The organism is Microbulbifer sp. TYP-18, from assembly GCF_040932045.1.
Classification (GTDB): Bacteria; Pseudomonadota; Gammaproteobacteria; order Pseudomonadales; family Cellvibrionaceae; genus Microbulbifer.
The window spans coordinates 1-1,380 of record NZ_JBFRBC010000082.1 but is presented as its reverse complement, the minus strand read 5'-3'; the positions used below and the strand labels follow the sequence as shown (position 1 = coordinate 1,380).

The window sequence follows — 1,380 nt, the reverse complement described above, 5'->3', positions numbered from 1 at the left end:
AGTTGGAAGGTAGGCGCAGATTTAATCATGCCAGTGTTTACAGGATAGAACGATGAGCGAGATACTAACAGACGCCCAATTGTCCAGATTGACCGGTGTTACGTCCCCAGACCTTCAAAAGCTTGTACTTGAGGAGAATCGGATTCCCTATGTACGACGCAAGAATGGCTCGCCGGTTGTGACTTGGGTCATGGTCAATGAATCTCAACTGATTCGGCTCAATAAAACCCGAATGGCTGTTGCCTCAAACGACATGCCCGAAGGGATAAATATGGCGGCAATTGATGAGTAGACCAAGAAGACCACAAAATGCTTGGATGCCCCGCTGGGTTGAGCATTACCGCCGAGGTTATCGAGTAAAAATTCGTGGTACCGGGTGCTGGCATCTATGTGGCCCAGACGCTACAAGAGCCGAAGTGTGGACCGCATATGAAGTTTGGCAAGCAGGCCAGCATAACAAAGCATTTACCGTTGATAGTTTAATAGAGTTGTATTTCGCAAGTCCTCAGTACACAAAAGAGTTAAAGCCACAAACACAGAGAGACTATTTACGATACTCAAAAAAGATCAAGGCGGTATTTGGTGGTGCCAACCCCGATAGCATCACTTCTCCAGTCATACAACTTTTTATGGACACCCGGGGAAGTAAATACCCCACTGCGGCAAACAGAGAGCGTACCTTTTTGGGCATCATCTTGCGCTGGGGTAAAGCCCGGGGCTTGGTAACAATCCCCGACCCCACGGCAGCCGTGAGACCCCTCAAAGAGCGCCAGGCAGGAAGGTATGTGGAAGATAGCGAATACCTTTCGTTCTATGACTGGCTTGGGGAAAAAGGTCATAAGGCACACCAAGCAGCCATGGAAATCGCTTACCTTTGTGGAGCGCGCCAACAAGACGTTTTGGCCCTAACCAGACAAGACGTGCAGGAAGATGGCCTGGTAATTTACCAACAGAAGACCGGCAAAAAACAAATCAAGCTTTGGACTGGCCGGCTGAGAGATGCTAAAAATCTGGCGCAGTCGATAAATACCAATAACACAGTTCAGAGCGCATATTTAATCCGCAGCAAAACTGGTCGTCCATACACTAGAGGCGGTTTCAATGCGATTTGGCAGAGGGAGCAAAAAGCGGCATTGGCTGCCGGGGTCATCAAAGCTAGGTTTCGATTCCACGACCTGAAGATAAAGGCCGTCAGTGATTTCGAGGGCGGCGATAAGCGGGTCTTCTCAGGCCATAAGACCAACAGCATGATGGAGAGGTATAACCGTACACCTGATCGGGTGCTTTCACTGGACAAGGCAAGGATCAAAAAGAAGGAAAAGGCGCCTAAAGATCCTAAATAAATGCTGGATACATATACAGTTCAGAGAGGGCGAGATG

Annotated in this window: 2 protein-coding genes; both read left to right on the top strand. The window is 48.8% G+C overall.

The window, feature by feature from the left end; genetic code table 11:
- Positions 1-52 precede the first annotated feature (52 nt).
- The gene (locus ABVT36_RS18990) at positions 53-292 is read left to right on the top strand and encodes a DUF4224 domain-containing protein (RefSeq protein ID WP_368457965.1); all 240 of its coding nucleotides are present in this window, start codon (positions 53-55) and stop codon (positions 290-292) included.
- Between the two features lie 124 nt (positions 293-416).
- Positions 417-1,343, top strand: coding sequence for a tyrosine-type recombinase/integrase (locus ABVT36_RS18985; protein ID WP_368457964.1), 927 nt, complete (start codon positions 417-419; stop codon positions 1,341-1,343).
- Positions 1,344-1,380: the final 37 nt, after the last annotated feature.